We start from the raw sequence: 15,535 nt of genomic DNA on the forward strand, positions 1-15,535 counted from the left end.
ATTTCGGGATGGCCGCACACAACACCTTGTTATGATACCTCGCCATAAACCGGACAAACTGTTTGACTAGCCTAAGCCCTTGTCCAATGAGGCAAATGGCAGAAGACCCTATTGACCGGATTCTCCGATGGGAGCAACCGGAGCGCCAAGAGGCGCCCAGTCTTCGCGGGCGATACGCCAGCCCTTGCCGTCAAAACGCAGCAAAAGGGTTTTGGTGCCCCGATCCGTGTGGCCTGAGCTGTCGGCGTAGACCTGATTCATGTCGGCGCGCAGGCCCTGCTTGTCAGCCACCAGCCGCAGGCCCGTGATCTGAACCAGGGTGGGTTGCACACGCTGCCAAAGGATTTCCTTTTGCTTCTGAATATTCTTTGCGCCCCAACGCCCCTGCTGAATGGCGTCGTCCGCATAGTATCCAATGTATTCGTCAATACGTCCAGCTTCCCAGGCTTTGCGCCATTTTTCAACCATGGCGCTTGCGGCGTCGCTGACCTGGTCCAGATAATCCGCAGCAAGGCCAAGTTCTTCTGGCTTGAACTGCGCGGCAACAATGCGGAAATCGCCCTTGTCGTCCCGATTCCACCAGAAAGAACGCACACCCTGCTCCATGCCGTTGGGGGCCACCACAAGCTGTTCGCAATGACTCACAGCCAGTGACCCCTGGATCTCGAACTTGGGCTTGCGGCTTATAAGACGCAGCCACGGCACCGCAAAGCGGCGATCAAATTCGCGCATGGTCGAATTGTAGGAATACCCGCGCGGCGTTCCGGCTTCGCGGTTGTACTTGGCCTGATCGTAAAGAGAGGCGATATTGGTCGAACGCGCGGCAAAATCCGCATTCCAGGCCTGCACGGCCTTTTCCAGCGCGGCGCGAACTTCCGGTGTGAGGGTCAGCTGCTGGGCTGCCGCTGCCACGGGAGCACTGGTCTGTGCCGGTGCTGCGATGGGAGCCTGAACAGATGTCGGTGCAGGCACGTTAACAGCCTGCTGGACCTCAGCGGGCTTTGCCGCCTGATCGGCAGGTTTGGCAGGTGCGCCCTTGGGGGCGGATTCCGTCTCGTTGCGGGCCGCTTCTTCCATTGCTGGGCGCGCGCCCCAGTTTACTTCTGCCGGAGGTGTTGCGCTGCTGCGGCGGGGAACCAGAGGATCATTGGCCGCCATGAGCTTGTCGCCCTGACCAGCCTTGGCGATAGCGGCTTTGTCCTGCGAGGGCTGCGGTGCGGTGAGGGCTGTGGCCTCCGCCTTTTCCGGCGCGGCTTCAGGCATATCCAGCCGGGGGCGCTGCGGCGCTTCGGAGGAAGCATCGCTGACCTGCTGCAAAGGCGCTTCGGCCACGAGCTGGCCTTTCTGAAAATCGGCGCGCATACCCAGATCGCGCGGTGTCCATTCCATACCGACTATGCGAAACTTCTGGTCATTACCGCGCTGCCAGTACAAACGGCGCACGCCTTCAGTGGAAAGATTGGATGCTGTATAGAGCTGCTCAGACCAGGTTACCCAATACCCTGGGCCTTCCAGCACGTTGATCTTGCGATTGAAAATCTTGATGAACTGAAGCGACTTGAACAGCCGCTCCTTGTTCTGCCGGAAGGCAGTGAAATTTTCCGTCATGGCCTTGGAATAGGCATCGGGATTATAGTAATCAAACATCTTGACCGAACGGGAGGCCCAGGCGTTGCTCCAGTTTTGCATCAGGCGGCGCAATTCGTTGGCAGTGCTGCTGTCGGGGCGGGGCTGGGCGGTCTCGTCCATCTTATCGGCCAGAACCACTGCCGTGCCAGGCGTCAGCTGCGGCCCGACCTCGTCGATTTCCTTAAGCCCGATGGCTACGCACCCACGGGTGGACAGCGGTTCTATGCCAAAACCCTTGCTGTGAATCCAAATGCCATGGCCGGTTTTGCCGCGCAGGCGATCCACGGGGTTGGGATAGTTCAAGGTATAGGCAATGCCGCCGTATTCCTTGAAATCCAGCCCGCTGGCAATTTTGTATTCCACAAAGTAGATGCCTTCGGGCGTGCGTAGATCGTTGAGCGCCTGCTTGTCGCCGGGCAACTGGCCTGTGGTGCAGGGGTAGGTGTATTTGAGCTTGAGGGGGCTTTTCTTCTCAAAAAACATGAAGGTCTGGCGCTTTTTGTCCACAGCCACCAAATGCGTAGGAAGCCCTTCATTGTACAAAGAGGCTTGCCATTCTTCGGCCTGCGCCAGATGTGGAGCGGCAAGGGGACAACCAATGCCAAAAGCCATCAGCAACACCAAGGCCACGCATCTGACAAGACAATTGACCAGACAGCTGACAGCAGACCCCGCCATACGTTGCGACAATGCCACATGGGGCAAGGCGCGCGGGTCGGTGGGGACCTTAACGCGCAAGGTCCACCAATTCCGCACGGGTAAAGAGCGCAAGCAGGTCATATCCCGCCTCACGGAGCTTTTCCCGGCCACCTTCCTCGCGATCCAGAATGGCGCAAACCGCCACAATGGACAGGCCAGCATCTGCAATGCGATCACAGGCCTTCAGCAGAGAACCGCCGGTGGTAACAACGTCTTCAAGCATGGCCACGCGGTCGCCCGCGCAGAAATTGCCCAGCCCTTCAACAAACTGCCCTGTGCCGTGCCCCTTGGCTTCCTTGCGGACCAAAAGGCCGTTCAACGGCCTGCCCTGCTCGTGAGAGATGACCGTGGTGGCTGCAACCAGCGGGTCCGCGCCCATGGTCATGCCGCCCACACCCTTTATGTCCATCTCGCGGAGCATGTGGTTGAACAGGGTTCCAATAAGCCACGAACCTTCGGCGTGGAGCGCCGTGACGCGGCAATCAAAATAATAATCGCTTCTGCGGCCTGATGCCAGCACAAAATCTCCCTCGCGGTATGATTTTTCTACCAGCAGGCGGGCAAGGCGGCGCTTGAGCGCCAGCAGTTCCTCAGAAGAAAGAGTTTGCATGACAGCTCCTTACGCCTTGTTGGCCGCAGCGTTCTTGAACACCCGGGCAAAAATTTCGTCTTCGTGTTGCAGGTAGTACGAAGGGTCAAAAAGCTCGGCCAGAGCAGCGGCACCCAGCCGCCCGCTCATGTCGGCATCGTTGCGCACCAGCTCGGGGAAGGGCGTGCGGCTTTCCCAGCTTTGCATGGCAAGGCGCTGTACGGCTTCATACGCCTGCTGGCGCGGAAGCCCGGTAGCAATAAGGGCCGTCAGCACACGCTGCGAAAAATACAGGCCGTAAGAACGCTCCATATTTTCACGCATACGCTCGGGCTTGACCACCAGCCCTTCAAGCAGCTTGGTGAGGCGGGTCAGCACGTAGTCGGCCAGGATGGTGGAGTCGGGCATGATAACCCGCTCCACGGAGGAATGACTGATGTCGCGCTCATGCCACAGGGCCTGATTTTCCAGCGAGGCAAGAGCGTTAGTGCGCAAAAGGCGCGAAAGACCGCTCATGTTTTCTGCCGAAATGGGGTTCTTTTTGTGCGGCATGGCCGACGAACCCTTCTGTCCCTTGGCAAAGCCTTCTTCCACCTCGAGCACTTCCGTGCGTTGCAGATGGCGCAGTTCCACGCACAGGCGCTCTACGCCGCCAGCCAGCACGGCAAGCGAGGTGAAGAAGTGGGCGTAACGGTCGCGCTGAATGATCTGGGTGGAGTGCGGATCAACCTCAAGCTCAAGATAGCTCAGGGCGCGCTGCTCAAGCTCGGGCGACAAAAATGCATAGGTACCCACCGCGCCGGAGATTTTGCCCACGCGCACGCTTTCAATCCCGGCTTCAACCCGGGCAAGGTGCCGCTCAAATTCGGCGTAAAATCCGGCCATTTTGAGCCCAAAACTGGTGGGTTCCGCGTGGATGCCGTGGGTGCGGCCCATGCACAGTACACCCTTGTGGCGGCGGGCCAGACTTTCAATGGCGGTCAGGAGCGCGCGGATGTCCTTGAGGATCAGACGCCCGGCCTGCATGAGCAGAAGGGCGTTGGCCGTGTCCACAATGTCGGAGGAGGTGCAGCCCAGATGGATGTAGCGCGCGTCTTCCGCGCCAACCTTTTCTTCAAGCGATGTCAAAAAGGCAATGACGTCGTGGCGAGTCACTTCTTCGATAGCCAGGATGCGGTCCACATCAATGGAAGCCTTGGCCTGAATATTGTCCACTGCAGCGGCGGGGATGCGGCCCATGTCGCTCCAGGCCCGGCAAACGGCCACTTCCACATCAAGCCATGCCTGATAGCGGTTCTCAAGGGTCCAGATACGGCCCATTTCCTTACGGGTGTAGCGATCAATCATGGCTGCCTCATGAAGCCGAGCTGGCGGCTTTGGTGGGTGCCGACGCTGCGGACCCTGTGGTTGGCGTAGGGGCGGGGGCCGCCTTGGCGGCGTTGGTTCCAGAATCGGATGCAGATGCGGAGGCTTTTTCGCCCGCCGTGCCGCCGGAAGCGGGGGCAAAGGAACCGCCGGAAGTGTCGGTGGAGGAGGCCGTTGAGCCGCCTTCTTCCGTGACGCCCTTGCGGTAGCCGTAGTCGCTCACATACCAGCCGCCGCCCTTGAGGACGAACGAAGTGTGCGACATGATGCGGGGCGAAGGCTCACCGCACTTGGGGCAGGGTTCCTGCCCGTGGGATTCCGATGCCTTGACCCATTCCTCAAACGTATGCTGACACTTGGGGCACTGATATTCGTAGATAGGCATGGTAACACTAAAGAGGTCATAACACGGCATGCTGCCGCGCTGACCACTGCTGCTTGTTTGCGCCCCGCGCGGCTGCCAGGAGGCAGCCGGGCCGAGCACCATATGTGACGGCGCGTCAATCCGCAGCCGTCGGAACGCCGGTTTCCCGTGTCCGAAGCTTAGGCCTTGGCAGCCTTGGCTTCGCGCACGCGCTGCTTCAGACGCTCTTCACGGCGCTTACGGCGGCGATCCAGTTCTTTCTTACGCTCAATTTTCTTATGTGCCATGATTCCCTCCAAGGGCAAGCCCCGTTAATATAAGTGGGTATTCATATGCTCTTTGATCGGCAAAGTCCAGCCCCGAGCCACATTCCGGGCCGAAAACACTGACCACAGGCGGAAAAATATCTGCCCCGCCTAGTGCCTTCCCGCGCTGTTGCCCGCATCGTAAAAGCCGCTGATATTGCCGCCAGCCTCCAGCCCGCAGGGCCAGAAACCATGACGAATCAGGATGTTCCGCAATTCGTGGAGCAGTTCTTCCGGCAGTTTTTCAGCCTGCAACACAGGCTCGGGCGTGAGCCGCAGACGAAAATCCCCCAGCGCGCCCACGCTGCCCTCCTCCGGCACAACTTGCGCAGCCCCTTGCGCGGAGGCGGTTGCTCCCAGTGCCGCAAGGTCGGCCTCCGCCGCCGCCAGACGCGCCAGCGTGTCGGCCTCGGGCCGCATACCGTAGGCCAGCCGCGTCAGCAGGCAGGGCCGTGCGCGCTGCCACGGCCTGTCCAGCCCAGTGGCGCGGGCAGCCTCGCGCACTTGCGCCTTGGTCAGCCCGGCTTCGGCCAAGGGGGAACGCACGCGACCCTCTTCAAGCGCGCGCAGTCCTGGCCTGTAGGCCTGCAAATCATCCGCATTGGTGCCATCGCAGAGCACGCGGTCATGAGCTTCCGCCATGGGGGCAAGCTCACCGCGCAGCAGAGCCACCAAGCCGGTCTTGCATCCGTAGCAACGCTGGGGGCTGTTGGTCTCCACCTCCGCCAGGGCAAGAGGATCAAACCGCGCCGTGTGCAGGCGCAGGCCGCGCTCACGCGCCCAGGCTGCGGCCCCGGCGCTTTCCTGCGGGGGGATGTGCGGGCCGTAAACATGCACGGCCAGCACGTCGCAACCGCACAACAGGGCCGCGTGGCATAAAAAACGGCTGTCCAGCCCGCCGGAAAAAGCCACCGCCACGCGGGGCAGACCGCGCAGCACAGCGGCAAGCGCAGCTGGAACCTGATCCGCATGGAAAGGATTTTTACTCATACCTTTGTCTTTTGATGCGGCAGAAGTCCGCATAAACCTTGGGGCCGAGCCTACCAGGTCATACGCACCTTGGCCCCGTGCCCGGCCATATATTCCTTGCACTGCCGGATGGAATACTGCCCATAGTGAACAATGGACGCGATCAGCGCAGCAGAGGCCCCGCCCTCGGTAACTGCCTCGAGCATGTGGCGCGGTTCACCCGCACCGCCGGAAGCGATCACGGGGATGGACACGGCATCGACTATGGCACGGGTCAGCTTGAGTTCGTAACCATCCTTGGTGCCGTCCGCATCAATGGAATTGACGCAGAGCTCGCCAGCGCCCAGCTCCTGACAACGGCGCGCCCAGGCAATGGCATCCAGCCCCATGCGCTTGCGGCCGCCGTGGATGACGATTTCGTAGCCAGAGGGGATTTCTGCGTTTACCGGAACAGCCAGCACATCCATGCCCACCACGATAGCCTGTGAGCCAAAAGCATCCGCGCCATCGCTGATGATATGCGGATCCTTGACCGCCGCCGAATTTACCGAAACCTTTTCCGCCCCGGCCAGCAGCACGGCGCGCATATCCGCCACGCTGGAAATGCCGCCGCCGACAGAAAAGGGAATAAAAATCTGCTCCGCCACGTGCTCCACCACATCAATAAAGATACCGCGCGCCTCGGCAGAGGCCGTGATGTCGTAAAACACGATTTCATCCGCGCCTTCTTCATAGTAGCGCCGCGCGGTTTCAACCGGATCGCCGATGTCTTCGTTGCCTACAAATTTGACACCCTTGGTCAGCCGCCCGTTGCGCACATCCAGACAGGGAATCACTCGCTTACTGAGCATGACGCGCCTCGCAGTAGTCGTAGAAGTTGCGCAGAATTGTCAGCCCCGGACGCCCGCTTTTTTCGGGGTGGAACTGGGTGGCCCACAGGCCGTCGCGCCCGTATACGGAGCAGAATTCCTTGCCGTAGGTGGTGGTGGCGATCACAAAGGTGGGGTCAGGCTCCACATAATAGCTATGCACAAAATAGAATTCCGCTGTGGGGGCAACGCCCGCGAGCAGGGGGCAGGGGGCGGTCGCCTTCAGGCTGTTCCAGCCCATGTGCGGGATGGGAGCGGGTGTGCCGTCCTCTTCGCGCATGTTGTCTTCAAAACGGCGGCACAAGCCCGGCACGATACCAAGGGTTGTGGTGTCGTTTTCTTCACTGCGGTCAAGCAGAATCTGGCAGCCCAGACAGATGCCCAGCAGGGGCTGGCCGCGCTTGACGCACTCGCGCAGCAGCACGTCAAGGCCCGTGGGGTGCAGGGCGCGCATGGCCTGCCCGGCAGCGCCCACACCGGGAAAAATGATGCCGTGGGCGCCTTCCAGTGTTGCGGGGTCCGCCGTGATGGCGCAAGGTATACCCAAATGTTCAAGGGCGCGGCGCACGCTCGTCTGATTGCCTGCCTTGTAGTCCAGAATGGCCAGCATGGTGCATCCTCTGCTTGTTGTTGCCGTGGGGGGATTGGCGGCTGGTGGCGTTGAAAAGTGCATCATACCTTTTTGCTGGTGCGCAGGCAACGCGCAGACTGGCAGGATGCCCCGGCGAAGCAGGGAAAATCAGCGCGCCCACACGCGCCAGCGGTAAACCTTTTGCGGAATGGCGTGACAATTTCAATGTTCACGGTTATTATAGAAACCGTGAACATTAGATTTTCAAGTTCAAAGAAAATTTTTAATATTTAAAAATAGTTATCATGCCATCTGCGCAGGAGGCCAGCATGTATTTTCCAACTGCAGGCATTGAGTGCAACCCGTTTGTTCCTTTTGCGGTGGCCCTTGGCATTTCTTTTTTCACATCCATGGGCGGCATCTCGGGTGCTTTTTTGCTGCTGCCGTTTCAGATGAGCGTTCTGGGCTATACCAACCCCAGCGTCAGCGCCACCAACCAGTTCTTTAACGTGCTGGCCTGTCCCTCGGGCGTATGGCGCTACTGGCACGAGGGGCGGCTTGTGTGGCCGTTGGCCTTTACCATTGCCATTGGCACATTGCCGGGCGTGTTTATAGGGGCCATCGTGCGCATCAATCTGCTGCCCAATCCCCAGAGCTTTAAAATCTTTGCAGGTCTTGTGCTGCTGTACATTGGCGGGCGCATGGCCATGACCACATGGCAAGGCAGGGCCTCGCTGTGGTCGCGCAAGGAAAAGAAAGAAAACATGCCCACCTGCGAAGACAAAAACGGCAGGCTCATGTGCTGTCACGTGCTCTACTGGAACATGAAGGAAGTGGCCTTTGTTTTTCAGGAAACCAAGTATGTTGTCGCCACCCGCGCGCTTATACTGCTGAGCCTTGTGGTGGGCCTTGTGGGCGGCATCTACGGCATCGGCGGCGGGGCCATCATGGCGCCGTTTCTGGTTTCGTTTTTCGGGCTGCCTGTCTATGTTGTTGCTGGCTCCACGCTCTTTGCCACCTTTGTAACTTCCGTGGCGGGCGTATCTTTTTACGCACTGCTCGCGCCCTTTTATCCGGATATGGCCGTTGCGCCCGACTGGCGCATGGGCGTTCTGGTGGGCCTTGGCGGCATGTGCGGCATGTATGCCGGGGCGCGTTGCCAGAAGTTTGTGCCTTCCATTGCCTTGAAGGCTCTTCTGACCGCAGTTTTGCTCTTTACAGCTGTGCGCTATTTGGGCCAAGGTTTCTAGCGCCGCTGCCGCCCGAGTTATTCTGGCCGGAGCGCTTTCGACCTGCCGCAGGGCAGCGCCGGAGGCGCTTCGCCTGTTTTGGGCAGGCAGCAAAGCCCCCAAGGCGTGCGTTTTGCAGTATCGCGCGCGGCACAGTAAAGGAAATTGCAATGAATGATTCTTCCCGGCTGCCCATTGGTCTTTTCGATTCCGGCATGGGCGGCCTCACGGTTTTCAAGGCCCTGGCAGAATGCCTGCCAGGCGAAGATCTGCTCTACCTTGGCGACACCGCCCGCCTGCCCTATGGCACCAAGGGGCGCGACACCATCACGCGCTATACGCTCAAGGCCGCCCAAAAGCTGGTGGACATGGGCGTTAAAATGCTCGTGATTGCCTGCAACACGGCAACCTCTGCGGCGCTTTCCGCAGTGCGGGAGCAGTTTGCCCCGCTGCCGGTCATGGGCGTGGTGGATCCCGGCGCGCAGGCGGCTGCCGCAGCCAGCGCTAACGGTCATATAGTTGTAGTGGCGACAGAGGCCACCATCTCCGGCGGCGCATACCAAAAGGCCATTGCCCGCATCCGGCCTGACGCAGTGGTGACCGGGCGCGCCTGCACCCTCTTTGTGCCCCTTGCCGAAGAAGGCTGGATGAACGGCCCCATTGTGGAAGGCGTTGCAAGACGCTATCTGGCTGACATTTTCCCACTTGAGGGAGCCGCCCCCGCAGGCGATCTGGAACCAGATACCCTGCTGCTTGGCTGCACGCACTTTCCACTATTGCAGGAAGCACTGCAAAACGTGGTGGGGCCGCAGGTGCGCATAGTGGACTCTGCCGCAACCACGGCACAGTGCGTGGCTGACGAGCTGCGGGCCACCAACCTGCTGAGGCATGCGGATAGCGGCGCGCACTACCGCTTTTTGACCACTGATAATGCCGCCCGCTTTGCCCGGACAGGCAGCCTTTTTCTGGGTCGAAACCTCGGCGATGACGAAGTATGCCTGGTTGATCTATAACAGTATTTTTTAATCATTATATTTCGGGTAGATAAAAAACTTCCAGTAAGGGGCAGACTCTTGTACCGAGCCTGTTTGCCCAAACGGTATTTCGTGAAAAGCTAGAGCAGACGCGGGATTCTGCGCTTTTTCGTTGACAGGAAACCGCCCCTAACGTAAGGAAACAAAAGTTCTGACCGCTGCAGAAGCGGTTTTGCTTACGATTCCCCCATGACGTGAAAAAGCCTTGGCGGCTTTTTTGCGGCTGTTTCTTTTGAGTGCGGCGAATCGGCCTCGGCCCCAGACTTCTGGCAGTCGATCCGGTCCGGCTTGCAGGGAATAACCGAAATCCTTTATGGAGTAGCATCATGACCAAAGCTGAGCTCGTAGAAAAGATCCATGCCAAAGCCGGCCTGCCCACCAAGGCCAAAGCCGAAGAAGCTCTTGACGCCGTGGTGGCCTCGCTGCGCGAAGCCCTGGCCTCTGGCGAATCCGTAACCTTCACCGGTTTCGGCAGCTTCAAGGTGGTTGAGCGCGCCGCCCGCAAGGGTCGCAACCCCCGCACCGGCAAGGAAATCACCATTCCTGCCAGCAAGGTTGCCAAGTTCACGCCCGGCAAGGGCCTGAAAGACGCCATTAAGTAAGTGGCGTAGCGACACAATTTTTTCGGCGGCGCTATTGCCTTCACACAGGGTAATCGCGCCGTCGATATTTTCTCCTGCCATGTACGCGGCATTTTGGCCGCCTCTGCATAAAGCCGGAGAAAACACCCCTGCGGAGGGGTGGCAGAGCGGTTGATCGCGGCGGTCTTGAAAACCGTTGAAGGTGTAAGCCTTCCGGGGGTTCAAATCCCTCCCCCTCCGCCAGAAATATCGGCAATTATTGCATTCAAAAGGCGACCCTGACACAGGATCGCCTTTTGACGTTTTAGATAAGGCGTCGGCGCAACAGAGGATCCACAGCAACAGCAAAAGCGTCTTCTCTTCCGGCAGACCGGGCCAGTTCATACGCCTGCGAGGCTTCGGCAAGCCCGTCATCAAGAAGAAAAGTATTCAGGCAGGCTGTGGCGTAAGCCAGACTGGAGCGCCAATCCTCCGGCGCGTCAAGGCTGATCTGCGCCTTGTAATCGAGCGCCAAGGAATAAAATGGCGTTTTATCCGTACATTGCGCTATTTTTTGTACCCACTGGCGGGCGCTTTCGTCCCCTGTGATGAACTGCTGCGCCATCTGGGCCATCTCAAAGGCTGTCTCCGGGCAGTGCCGCGTTCTGTCAAAATGAAATCCCGGCTGACAGATGCGCCCGGTGCCTGCAAGTAAATCGGCCCAGGCAATGCAGGCCTCAAAGAGGTCTCGCGGAACTGGAAGGTCAGGGCAAAGATGCCACTGTTGCTCGAAGCAAGTCAGGAACAACGGCAACTCGCCCAGGCGGAGCGCCGCCACGGCGCAGGCGGTGTGCAGATCAAAGGAGCGTTCGCCGTCATTCGGACGGGAGCTGCTGTCATCAGCTTTCAAAATCATGACAAGCAGGCTCCGTGCGTGTTCCAGCTGCCCGCTTTCCATAAGCAGGCGCAGGCGCATGGCCTGCACATCCGGATGCGGGGGCAGGTGCTCAAGTAGAGCGCCCAGCGCGGGGAGGTGCTTTTCATAAGCGGGATTTGAGCGCGCCCACTGAATGCAGGCCAAGGCAAAGACGCGCTCAGCAGTACTGTGATCCATTGTCTGCGCCGCAAGAGAAGGGAGCATGCCCATGAGCCTGGCAGTCCGGTGCTCGTGAAGGTGGCTCTTCAACACCCGCTGCTGGGCTGCTTTGCCGATTTTCTCTGCAATGGCCGGACGCGCAGCCAGAAAGGAAAGAAGATCGTCCAGCTCGAGAGCATGCTTATATGTCAGGACCTCACTGCCAGGCTCAAAATTTACCGCCAAATCTTCGCCAATGTCTTCGGTGAGCACACAACAACCGCAGGAAGCACCTTCCATGATACGGAAGTTGAATTCCCGGCAAATGGATTCATTGGGCAGTGTGCGGGTGTCGTCATACAAAGCCAGCATGTCCTGAAAAGAAAGAATGCAGGGGACGACACCATGCCTCTGCTCCAGCAGCTGCGCAAAACGGAAACGCTGGAGCCGATTCTGATCGATACGCCCTACGAACGAGGCCGCATGACTGCGCGCGCCATGAGGACGCCACTGACGGGCAGAGCCTGGAATGGCAAGACTGCGTACGTCCCGCAGCCTCCATTCCCCTGGCATTGCGGCGAACAGGCTCTTATGGGGTGTAAGCACCACATCAAATAGCCTCCCGTACCATCGCTGCCAGAAAAGATTGAGATGACTGTCTACCGCCCAAAATATCTTGGGGCAGCCCAGCTCGGCCAAACCGCTCAAAAAAATCCTGCGGCCAATATGCTCCATCTGGATGACCACATCCGGCCGAAAGATTCCTCCTTCTGACGAGGAATCTTCCAATAACCGTTGCACAGGCACAATACCGGCGGCATCAAGATTAACTCTCCGCACATTGTGCCCTGGCATTTCCCCAAGGTCATAATCAATCAACAGAATATTCATACACCTTTGCAGCCGGGTTGATATCTGACAAAAAATCTGAATCCCGTGACTGCGCGCAAAAGCTCATTCAGCAATCTGCGGCACATGGAGATTCCTGCCCTGCGCCACCGTAATGCACTTTCCTTTCAGACGCTATCATTCATTACTGCAGCTGCATTCTACAAGTGAAACGTCGCAATTTGACCATCTTTACACGACTCACGCGCTGTACTCATGCCCTTTTGCTCCAACGTGCGCTTAGCCCACTGGTCATCCCGCATATTGGCTGTTATGTTGCAGCAATCACCGCAATACTGGAACGCAGCATGCCAACCACTCTCATCCAACAAGTAGCAAGAACGCTTGCGCCCCATCCAGAAATCCAGTTGGCGTTCGTGTTTGGCTCCGCAGCCCGTGACACTCTGCGGCCCGACAGCGATGTGGACGTGGCTGTACTTGCGGCATCTCAACTCTCGCCCGAGGCGCGGCTTGAACTCATGGCAGAGCTTAGCCTTGCCGTGAAGCGCGAAGTTGACCTTGTTGACCTGTCCACGGCCTGGGGGCTGATTTTACGTCAGGTGCTGACCACAGGCACACTGGCCCTCAAGCGGTCAGACACTGCACATGCCATGCTGCTCAAGCGCATGCTTTTTGATCAGGCGGACATGGAGCCGCTACGCCAAAGAATCATTGAAAAAAGTCTGGAACGGGGGTTCTGATGGATACGGATGTCATCAAGGCAAAGCTTGTTTCACTCCAGCGCTGCATGGAGCGCATCCGCCAGAAAACCCCGGCAAATGCGCAGCAACTCGCAGAGGACTTTGACCTCCAGGACATTCTCATTCTGAACCTGCAACGCGCAGTGCAGATCAGCATTGATATTGCCACCAGCATCCTTGCCGACTCCCCAGCGGTGCCTTCAACGATGGCGGAGGCCTTTTTGCTGCTGCACCGGCAGGGGGTACTCTCCGAAGCTGTAGCGCGCAAACTCGCCACGAGCGTTGGCCTGCGCAATATCGCCGTGCATGAATACACCAGTCTGGACTGGAATGTGGTCTACGCCGTGGCGCATACGCACATTGAAGACTTTGCGGAATTTGGCCGCGAGATCAGCGCCTGGGTGAAATCGCGGGCATAAATGCTTGCTCATTGCCTTATACAATCGAGAACAGCATGCAAGACCTGTCTTCGTTGCGAGATCAGCTCAGAGCGCAATACCCCGGTATCAGCATTGGGAAAAATTTAAAATTCTTGAGACAGAACTGTCCAATGTTTCAAGGTACATCAATATCTGCGAAGATAATCTAAAAACACATTCCTTTGAGCTTTCTGCCCTCATTCTTCGGGCTTGCACAGACGTAGAAATCATTCGCAAACGTATGACTGAGAAAAAAGATAACGGGAGCGCGGCAACGCGACTGTTTGAGCTATATCCCGACATCCGTGATGCTGAAGTTTTTTTGCCCTTATGGTCACTTACGGTTGCACCGTGGTAAAGCCTACCGGACAGCAAGCCTGACTGGTGGAAAGCCTACGAAGACATAAAGATGACAATCGCTCATCAATACAGGCTGGAAACCTTGAATATTTTTTGAAATCTCTTTCTGGCTTATATATTTTATTACTTTATTATGATCGGCTCCTTTATTCAAATAAAGATGGCAACAAAGACAGTATATATTTTGAGTATGCTGCTATTGAAAGCACATATTTCAAAGCGAGATCTCCCAATATCCACTTGGATATAACTGGTTGGGGCAATATTGCTGTTATTACATGGAGTTCACACGAGTCTCCATAAATATTTATAATATTTAATCTATTATTATAAGTTAGTTGCCCACAAAAACGGCATCGACCACCAAAATAGCCGATGCCGTTAGCGCTACCTCAAAGGCAAAAGGCTGTTGGATACCTAGCACCCCTGCGTATAGAACAAAGCCAGCCCGCCGCGCGCAGTTTCGCGGTAGTCGTCCTTCATGTCGCGGCCTGTCTGGTTCATGGTGCGGATGCAGAGGTCAAGCCCCACAGGGTGCTTGGTGCCCTGCCCGGTGCGGGCCATCATCCAGGCGTTCCATGACTTCACTGAGCTCATGGCGTTGCGCGAAATACAGGGAATCTGCACATAGCCACCCACAGGGTCGCAGGTCATGCCCAGGTGGTGCTCCAGCGCAAATTCCGCCGCATTTTCAACCACATCGGGCGTTTCGCCCATCACCTGCGACAGCATGGCAGCCGCCATACTTGAGGCAGAGCCGATCTCGCCCTGACAGCCCACGTCCGCGCCCGCCACACTGGCGTGCCGCTTGATGAGTGTACCCACCATGGAGGCCACCAGCAGGCCGTCCACAAGGTCGGCCTCTGTTTTGCCACGCTCCTTGATGAGCATGTGCACCACCGCAGGCATGACCCCGGCCGAACCTGCCGTAGGCGCTGTCACAATGGGGTGGCCCATGGCGTTTTCTTCCGACCCGGCCTGCCCGTAGGCCGACAGCCGCGCCGCAAAGGCATCCGCTGGCTCTGGCGAGCTGGCGGCCTGCTCCAGCATGAGCTTGGCCCGGCGCTCCAGACCAAACGGCCCCTTGAGTTTGCCTTCCAGCCCAAGGCCCGTGGCGGCGCAACTGTCCATCACGTGGATGATGCGCTGCGCGCCCTGCCGGATGTTCTGTTCCGACTGCCCGGTGATGGCCATTTCGTTTTCCAGCATAATGAGCGGGATGCTCTTGCCCGTGTTCTTCACGATTTCAAGCAAACCATTCATGGAATCAAAGGCATGCACGGGCTTGCCTTTGTCCGGGGCCTTCCAGCCCTTCCACTGCAAAAATCCGCCGCCCACGGAATAGTATTCACGCGAAGCAAGCTGCTTGCCCTTGCCCAACAACTCAATGATCAGCACGTTGCTGAACGGGGCCTCGATGGTGCCCTGCTCAAAGATCACGTCCGAATCCTTGAGCGGAATCCGGGCCGGGCCAAGCACTACCGTGCGAGTGTCGTCCGGTTTTACAAAAAGGTTGTCCAGAAATTCGGCCTTGCATTCATCGGGCTTTTGCCCGAGCAGACCCGCCGCCACGGCGCGGTCAGTGCCGTGCCCCTTGCCCGTGGCCGAGAGGCTGCCGTACAGATGCACCTTGACGGCGTCCGCCTGAGCAAGCTGCTCCTGCGGCAACTGGGCGCACAGATGGATAAAGTCATTACCTGCCGACATGGGCGCGATGGTGTGCGAACTGGAGGGGCCAGGGCCAATCTTGAACATCTCGAACACGGTCACATCAATGGGATTGGCGCACACGCCACCCGGTTTCCACAGGGGGTCAAAACCTGCCCACGTGAGTGAGGGCAAGCACAGGCCCGCGCCCGTCACAGCCATTGATTGCAGGAAACGCCGACGATTACAGTACATACACGCA

The 15,535-nt window shown here is 58.2% G+C and carries 14 protein-coding genes and 1 tRNA gene; 6 read left to right on the plus strand and 9 right to left on the minus strand.

What is annotated here, in order from left to right:
• Positions 1–108 precede the first annotated feature (108 nt).
• The 7 genes from QZ383_RS06855 to hisH form a co-directional block, all read right to left on the minus strand.
• Positions 109–2,367, minus strand: a complete 2,259-nt coding sequence (locus QZ383_RS06855; protein WP_291444154.1) for a L,D-transpeptidase family protein — start codon at positions 2,365–2,367, stop codon at positions 109–111.
• On the minus strand, positions 2,357–2,914 hold the full coding sequence (gene pyrE / locus QZ383_RS06860; protein ID WP_215647574.1) for an orotate phosphoribosyltransferase: 558 nt from the start codon (positions 2,912–2,914) through the stop codon (positions 2,357–2,359). The genes QZ383_RS06855 and pyrE overlap by 11 nt, the downstream gene beginning before the upstream one ends.
• A 33-nt stretch (positions 2,915–2,947) precedes the next feature.
• On the minus strand, positions 2,948–4,264 hold the full coding sequence (gene purB, locus QZ383_RS06865) for an adenylosuccinate lyase (protein ID WP_291444156.1): 1,317 nt from the start codon (positions 4,262–4,264) through the stop codon (positions 2,948–2,950).
• A 7-nt stretch (positions 4,265–4,271) separates the two neighbouring features.
• Positions 4,272–4,667: a zinc ribbon domain-containing protein gene (locus tag QZ383_RS06870; protein WP_291444158.1), complete on the minus strand. Its 396-nt coding sequence runs from the start codon at positions 4,665–4,667 to the stop codon at positions 4,272–4,274.
• A gap of 395 nt (positions 4,668–5,062) precedes the next feature.
• A complete protein-coding gene (locus tag QZ383_RS06875) occupies positions 5,063–5,941 on the minus strand; it encodes a PP-loop family protein (RefSeq protein ID WP_291444160.1) in 879 nt (292 codons plus the stop codon).
• 50 nt (positions 5,942–5,991) lie between these two features.
• A complete protein-coding gene (gene hisF / locus QZ383_RS06880; RefSeq protein WP_291444161.1) occupies positions 5,992–6,771 on the minus strand; it encodes an imidazole glycerol phosphate synthase subunit HisF in 780 nt (259 codons plus the stop codon).
• On the minus strand, positions 6,761–7,399 hold the full coding sequence (gene hisH, locus QZ383_RS06885; RefSeq protein ID WP_291444163.1) for an imidazole glycerol phosphate synthase subunit HisH: 639 nt from the start codon (positions 7,397–7,399) through the stop codon (positions 6,761–6,763). Before hisH ends, hisF begins: the two co-directional genes overlap by 11 nt.
• 290 nt (positions 7,400–7,689) lie before the next feature.
• On the opposite strand from hisH, the gene QZ383_RS06890 reads away from it, so the two are divergent.
• The 4 genes from QZ383_RS06890 to QZ383_RS06905 all read left to right on the plus strand — a co-directional run bounded on the left by QZ383_RS06890 (position 7,690) and on the right by QZ383_RS06905 (position 10,447).
• Positions 7,690–8,610, plus strand: a complete 921-nt coding sequence (locus tag QZ383_RS06890; protein ID WP_291444165.1) for a sulfite exporter TauE/SafE family protein — start codon at positions 7,690–7,692, stop codon at positions 8,608–8,610.
• 149 nt (positions 8,611–8,759) lie between these two features.
• Complete coding sequence (gene murI, locus QZ383_RS06895; RefSeq protein ID WP_291444167.1) at positions 8,760–9,602, plus strand: glutamate racemase; 843 nt, start codon at positions 8,760–8,762, stop codon at positions 9,600–9,602.
• Positions 9,603–9,949: 347 nt separating this feature from the next.
• Entirely contained in the window at positions 9,950–10,225 is a 276-nt protein-coding gene (locus tag QZ383_RS06900; RefSeq protein WP_022659096.1) for an HU family DNA-binding protein, read from the plus strand.
• 132 nt (positions 10,226–10,357) lie between these two features.
• Positions 10,358–10,447, plus strand: a tRNA-Ser gene (locus QZ383_RS06905).
• 61 nt (positions 10,448–10,508) lie between these two features.
• Here QZ383_RS06905 and QZ383_RS06910 read toward each other — a convergent pair.
• On the minus strand, positions 10,509–12,149 hold the full coding sequence (locus tag QZ383_RS06910) for a glycosyltransferase (RefSeq protein ID WP_291444169.1): 1,641 nt from the start codon (positions 12,147–12,149) through the stop codon (positions 10,509–10,511).
• 305 nt (positions 12,150–12,454) lie between these two features.
• Here QZ383_RS06910 and QZ383_RS06915 point away from each other — a divergent pair, with 305 nt between their 5' ends.
• Together QZ383_RS06915 and QZ383_RS06920 are read left to right on the plus strand one after the other, a co-directional pair.
• Complete coding sequence (locus tag QZ383_RS06915; RefSeq protein ID WP_291444171.1) at positions 12,455–12,847, plus strand: nucleotidyltransferase domain-containing protein; 393 nt, start codon at positions 12,455–12,457, stop codon at positions 12,845–12,847.
• Complete coding sequence (locus QZ383_RS06920) at positions 12,847–13,266, plus strand: DUF86 domain-containing protein (RefSeq protein ID WP_291444173.1); 420 nt, start codon at positions 12,847–12,849, stop codon at positions 13,264–13,266. Before QZ383_RS06915 ends, QZ383_RS06920 begins: the two co-directional genes overlap by 1 nt.
• Positions 13,267–14,043: 777 nt before the next feature.
• Here QZ383_RS06920 and QZ383_RS06925 read toward each other — a convergent pair.
• On the minus strand, positions 14,044–15,528 hold the full coding sequence (locus QZ383_RS06925) for an L-serine ammonia-lyase (RefSeq protein WP_291444174.1): 1,485 nt from the start codon (positions 15,526–15,528) through the stop codon (positions 14,044–14,046).
• Between the last annotated feature and the right edge of the window lie 7 nt (positions 15,529–15,535).

Origin of the sequence: Desulfovibrio sp. (assembly GCF_019422935.1) — a bacterium.
Taxonomy (GTDB): Bacteria; Desulfobacterota; Desulfovibrionia; order Desulfovibrionales; family Desulfovibrionaceae; genus Desulfovibrio.

What these genes read in the sequence shown, in the direction of transcription:
- QZ383_RS06900 (WP_022659096.1), top strand. Translation starts at nt 9,950, where the DNA reads ATGACCAAAGCTGAGCTCGTAGAAAAGATCCATGCCAAAGCCGGCCTG.
- QZ383_RS06870 (WP_291444158.1), bottom strand. Translation starts at nt 4,667, where the DNA reads ATGCCTATCTACGAATATCAGTGCCCCAAGTGTCAGCATACGTTTGAG.
- QZ383_RS06915 (WP_291444171.1), top strand. Translation starts at nt 12,455, where the DNA reads ATGCCAACCACTCTCATCCAACAAGTAGCAAGAACGCTTGCGCCCCAT.
- QZ383_RS06925 (WP_291444174.1), bottom strand. Translation starts at nt 15,528, where the DNA reads ATGTACTGTAATCGTCGGCGTTTCCTGCAATCAATGGCTGTGACGGGC.
- purB (WP_291444156.1), bottom strand. Translation starts at nt 4,264, where the DNA reads ATGATTGATCGCTACACCCGTAAGGAAATGGGCCGTATCTGGACCCTT.
- QZ383_RS06910 (WP_291444169.1), bottom strand. Translation starts at nt 12,149, where the DNA reads ATGAATATTCTGTTGATTGATTATGACCTTGGGGAAATGCCAGGGCAC.
- hisF (WP_291444161.1), bottom strand. Translation starts at nt 6,771, where the DNA reads ATGCTCAGTAAGCGAGTGATTCCCTGTCTGGATGTGCGCAACGGGCGG.
- murI (WP_291444167.1), top strand. Translation starts at nt 8,760, where the DNA reads ATGAATGATTCTTCCCGGCTGCCCATTGGTCTTTTCGATTCCGGCATG.
- QZ383_RS06875 (WP_291444160.1), bottom strand. Translation starts at nt 5,941, where the DNA reads ATGAGTAAAAATCCTTTCCATGCGGATCAGGTTCCAGCTGCGCTTGCC.
- QZ383_RS06920 (WP_291444173.1), top strand. Translation starts at nt 12,847, where the DNA reads ATGGATACGGATGTCATCAAGGCAAAGCTTGTTTCACTCCAGCGCTGC.
- hisH (WP_291444163.1), bottom strand. Translation starts at nt 7,399, where the DNA reads ATGCTGGCCATTCTGGACTACAAGGCAGGCAATCAGACGAGCGTGCGC.
- QZ383_RS06890 (WP_291444165.1), top strand. Translation starts at nt 7,690, where the DNA reads ATGTATTTTCCAACTGCAGGCATTGAGTGCAACCCGTTTGTTCCTTTT.